Annotated in this window: 5 protein-coding genes and 2 pseudogenes; 6 read left to right on the plus strand and 1 reads right to left on the minus strand. The window is 59.4% G+C overall.

Going from position 1 to position 8413, the window contains the following annotated elements; all coding sequences use genetic code 11:
- The first annotated feature begins 2059 nt into the window (after positions 1 to 2059).
- Positions 2060 to 2284, plus strand: coding sequence for a recombinase-like helix-turn-helix domain-containing protein (locus tag QMA15_RS32890; protein WP_356702905.1), 225 nt, complete (start codon positions 2060 to 2062; stop codon positions 2282 to 2284).
- Between the two features lie 16 nt (positions 2285 to 2300).
- A complete protein-coding gene (locus QMA15_RS30650) occupies positions 2301 to 3362 on the plus strand; it encodes an MBL fold metallo-hydrolase (RefSeq protein ID WP_290288445.1) in 1062 nt (353 codons plus the stop codon).
- Between the two features lie 375 nt (positions 3363 to 3737).
- Here QMA15_RS30650 and QMA15_RS30655 read toward each other — a convergent pair.
- Positions 3738 to 4196, minus strand: a pseudogene (locus QMA15_RS30655) (IS3 family transposase); the annotation flags it as partial.
- A 47-nt stretch (positions 4197 to 4243) separates the two neighbouring features.
- On the opposite strand from QMA15_RS30655, the gene QMA15_RS30660 reads away from it, so the two are divergent.
- The 4 genes and pseudogenes from QMA15_RS30660 to QMA15_RS30675 form a co-directional block, all read left to right on the plus strand.
- Entirely contained in the window at positions 4244 to 5443 is a 1200-nt protein-coding gene (locus tag QMA15_RS30660) for an IS30 family transposase (protein WP_290288447.1), read from the plus strand.
- Between the two features lie 69 nt (positions 5444 to 5512).
- A complete protein-coding gene (locus QMA15_RS30665; protein ID WP_356702910.1) occupies positions 5513 to 6508 on the plus strand; it encodes an IS481 family transposase in 996 nt (331 codons plus the stop codon).
- Between the two features lie 242 nt (positions 6509 to 6750).
- Positions 6751 to 7821: an IS110 family transposase gene (locus QMA15_RS30670; protein WP_290288450.1), complete on the plus strand. Its 1071-nt coding sequence runs from the start codon at positions 6751 to 6753 to the stop codon at positions 7819 to 7821.
- Positions 7822 to 7920: 99 nt separating this feature from the next.
- A pseudogene (locus QMA15_RS30675) lies at positions 7921 to 8325 on the plus strand (IS30 family transposase); the annotation flags it as partial.
- Positions 8326 to 8413: the final 88 nt, after the last annotated feature.

An 8413-nucleotide genomic window follows, 5' to 3' on the forward strand; every position in this document is an offset into this window, starting at 1 on the left:
TCCGTCAACCCTTGACTTCATTCGGTAATGTGGCGTACAGTGCCAAACTTTATAGTGACCGGGGGTCGTTCCCGCGATCGATGGACTGGCGGAATGTCGTGACCGAGCAATAAAATTTCTGCAATATACTACTGCATTTCTGAGAATGCAAGGGTTGACGAAATGGCGAGACTTAGATTATATCTAAGTGGCAAGTAATTGAGCACCAAACTAAGTCGATCGGGATTTCCATTCAGGTATGCGGAAGCCGGAAGCCCTGGCAGGGGTGAATTCTCTGCACGGACTTTGCCTTTGTTCTTTCGTCCATATTTGGACACGCAAGATAGTAGGACTGATTTGAAGGGGAGTTCGAGAAGAATCTTCCCTTCTGGGCGAATCTGTAATCCGGCCCTTGAGCTGATTATGGAAGAAAGAAAGGATCCAAATGAAGAAATGCGCAATCTTGCGTCTAACCCCAACCTTCTCCGTTTTGGCGTTAATATTAGGCGCTTCCTCTGTATCGTGTAGCCAAAACCCTGAGGCTGAAACTTCCAGCGCGAGTTTGGCGATACCGGGACAATTAATTACAGTCAACTCGGGTGGGGATGGACTGCCCGATGCTGGGCAAAGTATGGACGTAACTTACGCATCGACGTCATTCAAGGGCGGTCCTACAACGATATTCGGCCAGATAGCGTTGCCCTCAACGCCACCGCCTGACGGAGGTTACCCGGTCGTCAGCTGGGGGTATGGAACGACAGGTTTCGCTCCTCAATGCGCGCCCTCGCTTACGAATAACGCCCAGTATGATCAGTACCTTAACGAGTGGGTCAAAAGAGGATATGCCGTGTTACGCACGGATTACGAAGACTGGGGAGCAAACGGACCGAGACTAGTCCTTAACGGACGCAGCAATGCAAATGCGATCGCTGACATTGTCACTTCCGCACACGCCGCCACCAACACGCTTGGTGATGATTGGATATCAATTGGAAAGAGCGAAGGCGGTGGAGCTGCCTTGTGGACGGCAGGTCTATTCGATTCAATTGGCGACGGAAGATGTCCGCTAAAAGGCGCGATCGCTATAGCGCCCACTGGCCCCGGAGTGCAGAAATTCATGGACGATATCGTCTACGGCCGAGAAATCGACGAACCGACTCTGCCATTTGTGGCATAACTTGCATCGGCGACCGTTCTGGACGCCCAAGCTGCGGATTCGACGATCGACCTCGCCGACGTTGTCAGCGAACCGTTCATGTCACAGGTCGAAGCCGCTAAAAGTACGTGCATCCTCCGCGGACAACCACAGCTGAACCCAGCAGAGTACCTAAAGCCGGGGCCGACATATGACAAAATATCGGAATTCCTGACCCAACAAGACGAATCCTCACGGACGATGAAGGTTCCAGTATCGATATTTCAGGGTGATAAGGATCAGGCTTCCGTTTCCCTTGGCACAACCAAACAAATAATAGTGAATTTTTGCTCACGGGGTGCTTCGATACTTTACAACGAGTACCAAGACAAAGATCACAGTACAGTCCTGATGGCATCTCAAGAAGACGCCTTCAGCTTCGCTGAAGCGGCTTTTGGGGAAATAGCACCACAGAATGCCTGTTGATTGCCCTACCTAATTGTAATCCGACTGTTTCATGCCGAGATCGAAAGAGCCAGCCCGAACGTAGAGGTGGGATGAGCCCACTCAACCGGTTCGCCTCACTGTTCCGTAGGCCAAGAACGTCAACCGTGCAAGCGTTTCGAAGCCGAGACAAGAAAGATGGTCTTGTGGGTGGCGCTGTGGTCGCTGGATGCCGAGCCCGTGAACAGTGGAGAGAAATCCGGCCATTGCGGTCAGCGCCGGAGTGCTGTCGACAAGTGTGTCGAGTGCGCGGCCGGACTGTATGCGGCACCGGCGAACGGAAAGCCGAGGCCACTCGGCCACGGGCGACCCGGAGGGCCACCGGCCCAATAGCACAGGCCACCACCAGCAGCGCGCACCGCGACTCCGTGCCCTTCGTCACCGAGCAGAGCTCTCGCGAAAGCTCGATACGCCGCGTCTCCCTCACCACGGCACCCGCAATTGAGCTGGATTTGTAGAAGGAGTAGCGATGAACCCCGACCCTGTGAGCACCAATCCCGTTTAACGAACCTCATGCAGCACCAGAAATTGGCGGAAACGATCGAAGAGTTCTTCGCCGGTGATGCGGATGATCTTGAGCCGAAGGTGGCGGGTTCGAACCACCTCGGCATACCAAGCCCCAACGGTCCACTATGGACCGCTGAGACGGTTACCCGCGAGATGTAAAGACAGGAGCCTGATCATGGCCAACGAAATTCCCAAACTACCGTCGATACCGATCAAGAGAAGAGCGCTATTCGGCTTCGCTGTGGCCGCTTCGGCGGGAGGGCTGGTTGCATGTTCGGGCCGGACTACCCACGACGGTACTGCTGCGGCGAGTGCGCCTACAGGTAGTCCCAGCGCGGTTCCCGCCGCACCGCAGGGAGACCATGTCCGAGTGCTCGGGGTGAACGGAGGACCCATCCTCAGCACCGCCCACTCGCAGCCTGCGCTGGCCCTGTTGGTCGGAACACGGGTATACCTCATTGACTGCGGCGGAAATACTGCCCAGCGCCTGGTGGATGCTGGAATCGGATTCGCCGGGCTAGGCAATGTCTTCACCACCCATCACCATGCCGACCACGTCGCTGGCCTGACCGACGTAGCCCTGCTCGGTTGGACCTACACGCCCTCTCCGGTAGGAGATCTTGACGTGTGGGGCCCACTAAAGATCGACGCGGTGATCAGCGGAATGCAGCAAAGCCTCGGGGAGGCAACAAGGCTCTTTTCCGCCACCAAGCCGCCACGGAAAGTCACTGCGCACACTATATCGGTCCCGGCTACCGGAAGCGTCGAAGTCATGCGCGACGACCTGGTCAAGGTGACTGCAACACGAGTGTTTCACGGCCCCGAGGTCCCTGACGCCTACGCTTACCGGTTCGACATTCTCGCCTCAGGCCGCAGCGTTGTGTTCTCGGGGGACACCGCAGGACCCAACGACAACCTCATCGCGCTCGCCCGCGGAACCGACGTCCTGTTCCACGAGGTGCAGATGAACAGCGCGGTCGAAGAATTGCTCGTACAGCGAGCCCCGACGGCGAACCAAGCGGGTCTTCGAGAACACCTGTTCAACTCTCACACCGATGTCATCGCGGTGCCGCAGGTCGCGCAAAAAGCGGGGGCCCGACACCTGGTCCTGTGTCACTACGTCCCCGCTGACCTCCCGATCGCCCAATTTCACTCCGCCGTCCAAGACGCTGCCCACCGCGCCGGATTCAACGGGCGGCTGACAGCGCCCTCAGAGCTAGACGTCATACCGGTGTGATCAATAAAGGCCGAACGAGGGAACCACACGCCGCATCGAGCCGGAACAATCCCGGCTCGATGCGGCGCTTGCGGGGGAGTCCGGATTACACCGACTCGCCGGGGGACGTTTGGTTGGTGTGGGTGGGTTCGGTATCGGCGTTTTGGAGTTTGACCTGCGGTGATGAGATGCCCCTGGGTGGTTGTAGGGGGGTGTTGGGCACCGGCGAATTTGGGTGCCGGGGCGTGCCGTCATTTCTGCCGCCAGGCTCGACGACCTGATGCCGATCCAAATCCTTTGGGAGGCGATAGTTACGGCCTGGGAAAGAGTGAATCGGACCGGAGTTTCCGGGGACTTTGATGTACCCCGAGTTTCGTGGAGTCGTCATATTTGACTTCAGGCTACGGGTTGACGTGTGAAGTGTACGTTCTCGAACTCGATCGGGGTCAGCATCCCGAGTGCACTGTGCCGGCGTTGGCGATTGTGGAAGATCTCGAGGCACTCGAACATGGCGTTGGCCAATTCGATCCTCGTTTTCCATCGTTTCCGATTCAAAAGTTCGGTTTGCATTCTGCCCCAGAAAGATTCGATCACTGCGTTGTCATAGCAATCGCCGATCGATCCCATCGACGGGACCAGCCCTGAGTCGTGCGCCCGGCGGGTGAATGCCCAGGACGTGAACTGCACTCCGTGGTCCGAGTGAATGAGTGTGCCGGGTGTTGGGCCTCGATTGGAAATGGCCATTCCTAGAGCGTTTGTCACCAATGTCGCTGTCTGCGAGCTGTCGATAGACCACCCGACGACTCGCCTCGAAAACGTATCCAGGACAACAGCGCAGTAAATTTTACCTTCACGGGCTTGGATTCCAGCAATCGTCGCAACACCTACTGGAAGGTGTTGCAATGGCTGGCAAAAAGTACACGGATCAGCAGAAGGAAGAATTCTTCCGATTGCTCGATAGAGGTGGCACGGTCCGCGACGCAGCGCGTGCGGTCGGCGTTCATGAAAACGCCGGCTACAACTGGTTGCGGAAGACAGGGCTGACCATGGCGCGGGCCGCGCCGCGCACCTACCCTGCGGAACTGAAAGCTGAGTTCTTGCGACTCGTTCGCGAACGGGAAATCATCTCAACTGTTGCCCATGAGCTGGGGATTCATTGGCCAACAGCCTATGCATGGGCGCGGAAAGCAGGAATATCGACCAGCGAGGCACGCAAGGTCAACCCGCGGCGTGAAGAGTTCCTACGTCTACGAGCGGCGGGACTCACGCGCGTAGAGGCCAGAGCCCGCGTCGGGGCCGATGCCCGATCGGCAACCGACTGGGACAAAGGCATCACCATCATCAACCGAGGGCGCGTCTATCCCGACGGCCGGGTGGTGCGGTACCCGGCAAAGAACAATGACGGTGTGCCAGAACGAAGAACCCGCGCGATCGGCGGAAGCGTCGACCTCAACGTGGTCGAGAAGATCATCCATCCCCGCTACCTCAGCCTGCTCGAACGCAAACAATTGCAGGACCTACGGCGGGCAGGGTTGTCGATCCGGGCGATCGCGTCGCAGATGCGACGCGCACCGTCGACGATCAGCCGAGAACTCAAACGCAACACCATCTCAGTGCGGGGATATATGCCCCATACGGCGCATCGGCTGTCAGTGAAGCATCGGGCCAGGCCCCGGCAGGCGAAGCTGGTCGCCAACACCGAGCTTCGTTCCTACGTCCAGGGGAAGCTGGCGAAAAGGTGGTCGCCGCAACAGATCAGTCACCGACTGATAAAGGACTTCCCAACCGCTCCGGAAATGCGCGCGAGCACCGAGACGGTCTATCAAGCGATCTACGTCCACGCCCGAGGCGATCTCACACGAGAACTTGGAAAACACCTGCGCCGCGGTCGAATTGCGCGCAAACCACACAAGCAGCCCGATGCCCGCCGACCGCGGTTCGTCGACCCGATCAACTCCATCAGCAATCGGCCGGCAGAGGTTGACTCGCGAAAAGTTCCAGGACATTGGGAAGGCGACCTCATCATCGGCGCGCTGGGTGGATCGGCGATCGCGACACTAGTTGTTGTGGGTATGGACGTTGCTGACGCGGGACTGCAGTAGACGGGCTGGTCCTCGGCGCGAGAATGGGAGTTGCGACACAACCGTTCTCGACCAAGAAGGACCAGCCCTGTGACACACCGTAATGCTCCGCTGACTGTCGAGGGAAGACGACGCCTGATCGAGCGGTGCCAGAGTCGTCCGATCGCCCACGTAGCCGCCGAAATGGGCATCTCCCGACAATGCGCCTCCAAGTGGGTCAACCGGTATCGCAAGTACGGTGACCTGGGATTACAGGACCGATCCAGCACGCCGCACCATCACCCGACCGCCACATCAGCAGAGGTGGTGGCCGAGATCGAATCGATGCGCCGGACCCGGAAATGGTCAGCTTCACGAATCACGTTCGAACTGCGCACAGACAGGATCGTCATTGCTCGCCGAACAGTCACGAAAATCCTGCGGAACCTGGGATTGCACCGCCGCCGGTTCATCGACCCGAACGGCGAAAACAACCGAAAACCCCAGGTCATCGCCGCCAAACGACCTGGTCAGATGGTGCACGTCGACGTCAAGAAAGTCGGCCGAATCCCGGACGGCGGAGGTTGGCGTGCCCACGGCCGCGGCTCCGAGCAGGCCAAACAATCCCAGCGTCGGAAAACGAAGAACAAGCAGGGCCGCGTCGGTTACACCTACCTGCATTCCGCGATCGACGGCAACACCCGCCTGGCATACACCGAAGCACGCGATGACGAAACCGCAGCAACAGCCATCGATTTCATGAACAACGCCCGACTCTTCTTCGCAGCCCACGGCATCACCCGGATCGAGCGCGTGATCACCGACAACGGATCATGCTACCGGGCAGCAGATTTCACCGCTTCACTCCGCGAAGCTCGGCACTACCGCATCAAGCCGTACACACCGAAACACAACGGGAAGGTCGAACGCTACAACCGTATCCTCGCCGAAGAACTGCTGTCCTCCCGTGAGTACACCAGCGAAGCCGAGCGGCGCACTGCCGTCGAAATCTGGAATGTTCACTACAATTACTGTGAGTCTTGGGGTGGCTGGTCTGGAACTGGCTGGCAAGGTAGGCATCGTGCCGCTCCCGCGCCATGGCCGTGACTCATACAATTACTCGCTCCCTACCGGGATGCGTTTCGATGGACATGTCCGGCTCCGGCGCGGGACGGTCGGTGCTCACCCGGTCCACTCCGATGGCTTGATCAGAAGACTGTCCGCTCCGCGCCCAGTAGGCGAGGTCGTGACTCATCACAGTATTGCCCCGAAGTGACTTCCATCCAGGCTCGCACCGGCCCGCAGCGGCCGCGTCATCATTCCCGTCTCGGAAGGAAGCACGAACCGCCATGTCTATCGTCGCGCATAGCCGCCCGTTCGTCATCGGAGTCGATACCCATGCCCGCAAACACAGTTACGCGATCCTGACCCCGGTCACCGGTGCACTGATCGCCACCAACGAATTCCCCACGACTCCTGCTGGGATGAAAAGGGCCCTGAGCTGGGTTGCTCGCCTCACGGGTGGCGACCTCGCGGCACTGTGGGTTATCGAGTGCGTGGCAACGTTCGGGGCCGGGCTGGCACGAACGGTGACCGGCGCCGGCTACGAGGTCGTCGAGGCCGCTCGCATGGATGCGCGAGCCCACCGCGGGGTCGGTAAGTCTGATGGCCTCGATGCACATCGCATCGGTGCCGCCGTTCTGCCGCTCGAGCTCGACCAGCTACGTCATCCACGCGCCGACAGTGGTGTGCGGGCCGCTTTGCGTGTCCTGACGACCGCTCGTGAGCACATGAGCACCGACCGCACTGCCTGCATCAATGCGCTTACCGCCTTGTTGCGGGTCGTCGATCTCGGCACCGATGCTCGCCGCCCGCTGACAAACGCACAGATCACCGAGGTAGCTTCGTGGCGCAGCCGCGTCGAGGAACTCGCACTCTCGGTCGCACGAGCCGAGGCAGTCAGACTGGCGAAGCGAATCCACGCCCTCGATGGCGCACTCGCAGAAAACAATACGCAGCTCAAGAAGCTGATCGAGCAGAGTGAGGCAGCTCCACTCTTGGAGCAGGCAGGCCTCGGTCCAGTGACCGTGGCCGTTGCCTATGCAGCGTGGTCACACCCTGGACGCGTGCGCAACGAAGCCGCGTTCGCTGCACTCGCAGGTGTGAATCCGATTCCAGCCTCATCCGGGAACACCACTCGTTACCGGCTGAACCGCGGAGGAGACCGGAGACTGAATCGAGCCCTGCACATGGCGACCGTTACGCGCATGGCCCACGATCCCGAGACACGCGCCTACGTCGACAAACGAAAAGCTCAGGGGCGCACGACCAAAGAGATTCGACGCTGCTTGAAACGCTACCTCGCCCGCCGAATCTACCGAACACTCGAAGCGCTCCACACATCCTCAGCCGGGGCTTGACGAACATAGAAGAGTCCACCGACCGCATTCAGCACGCGGAGGACGACCGCCCGCCGCTTACCGCCGGCACCGCGTAACTAACGTCCGTGCCTCGTACAACTAGTCGAACGCTCCTCCCGCTTCGTGATGCTCGGGCACCTCGGACGTGAGCGGACTGCCGAAGCCGTCCGAGACTCCCTCATCACCACCGTCCGTCATCTGCCCGCATCGCTGCGAGGAACACTGACCTGGGACCAAGGCGCCGAGATGGCCGAGCACCGCGCATTCGCCGCCGCGACCAACTTCGACGTCTACTTCGCAGACGCGAGCGCTCCCTGGCAGCGCGGCAGCAATGAGAACGCCAACGGTATACTCCGCCAACACTTCCCGCGCGGTACCGACCTGGCAGTGCACAGCATCGACAATCTCTTGGCCGTCGCGGAGGAGCTTAACGATCGACCCCGGAAATCGCTCGACTGGGACACCCCTGCAGAGCGCCTGAGTGCTTTACTGGAAGTCTCGTAACCACGAGTGTTGCGACGATTGCTGGAATCCAAGGGGTGGGATGTTCCGTGATATCCGTGACCCACAACTTATTCGGCTCGTCGCGAGT

Origin of the sequence: Rhodococcus sp. APC 3903 (genome assembly GCF_030407755.1) — a bacterium.
In the GTDB taxonomy this organism is placed as follows: Bacteria; Actinomycetota; Actinomycetes; order Mycobacteriales; family Mycobacteriaceae; genus Rhodococcus_F; species Rhodococcus_F erythropolis.